Below are 1,337 nucleotides of genomic sequence, written 5' to 3' on the forward strand. Positions count from 1 at the left end.
CCACCTAAAAATTTGGCAACATCCTCACCGATTGTGTTAACCTGACCACCTGTGATTGCATCATGTGAATCCTTGGCTATCTTACCAGCGGCAACATTATGCAATGCAACAGTGCCTGTTTTGGGATCTCCAAAAGTCACACTATTCTTATTAATTTTAGGTGCTGTTCTGGTAAGTGTACTGACCTCTTCTGAAGCTTCTTCCTCATCATAAAGAACTGCCACAGAACGCACTTCTTCAATGTCATCAGAAAGTTTTGTCACATTCTCATCAAGCTGTCCCTTGTTAACTGCTTCGTCGTTCTTTTCTGCATCCTTCACACCAGAAAGTGTCCGCGCCGTATTTTTATTATCGGCAAGAGTAATCACACCACCCTCTTTTTCGCCACCAATCTTGATAACCTTTGTCTTTTCATCCCACTTAACAAGACTATTACTTACCACATTAGTAATATCGTTTTTAACATTCGTGAAAGATGTACCAACATCAGCCAAAGCTTCTGCAACAGTATTATACTTCTTCTCTTCTTCAGTACCATCATCCTTAACAGTCTTAATCGTGAACGTAGGAGCGGTCCATGTTCCACCATCATACTTAGCACCACCGCCAAAATAACTTGCAACACTGTTCCCAAGAGTATGAAGCTGATTGCCCGCTACAGCATCGCTTGAGGTTGCAGTAACGTCACCATTTGCAAGGGATGTAATCTTGCTGTTTGTTTTGCTGTCCTTTTCCCCATGCAAGGCCACAAAGGCGCCTTTAGTCTTGTCCCACGACAAGGCATCACCTTGAGATGCTTGAGTAATATTGCTTAGTTTTTCATCAAACTTTTTGATCTCATTCGCTAGATGCGTATTCACATTCTTGACACTCGTATCAAGACCCGCAAACGCACTACCAACATCATTGAAGCTTGTCTTTCCCACTTTACCATCTTCAGAAACATTGGAGATTTCGTAAGTCGGATCAACCCAACCATCGTCAAGATTAGAGGAAACGTTAGTAAGATCAAAGCCAGAACCACCGCCTAAAGCTTTTGTAGTATGGTTAAAGTCTCTAGCAATGTTCATGAAACTTGAACCCATATTAGACAAGGCATTAAATAGATCGAAAAAGTCGAAGGACGCCGCGTGGCCGTTCTGGTAGTTCGCTGCAGGTATGAAACCGTACGACCAATTTCCATTCGGAGTCAAGCCAGTACTACCGCCAAAAGCCTTCGCAATCTCTTCGCCCAATTTATGAATCTGGGAACCATTTACCGCTTCGGTTGAGTCTTTTGTGGTCTTACCAGCAGCAAGATTAAAAATAATCCGAGGTTCATTGTTACTATTCATAAT

Annotated in this window: 1 pseudogene; it reads right to left on the bottom strand. The window is 42.4% G+C overall.

Features of this window, described 5'->3' with window-relative positions:
* A pseudogene (locus ACFIKB_RS09305) lies at positions 1-1,337 on the bottom strand (hypothetical protein); the annotation flags it as partial.

The sequence above is a fragment of the Bartonella sp. MR110HLJHH genome, assembly GCF_042194225.1.
GTDB classification, from domain to species: Bacteria; Pseudomonadota; Alphaproteobacteria; order Rhizobiales; family Rhizobiaceae; genus Bartonella; species Bartonella grahamii.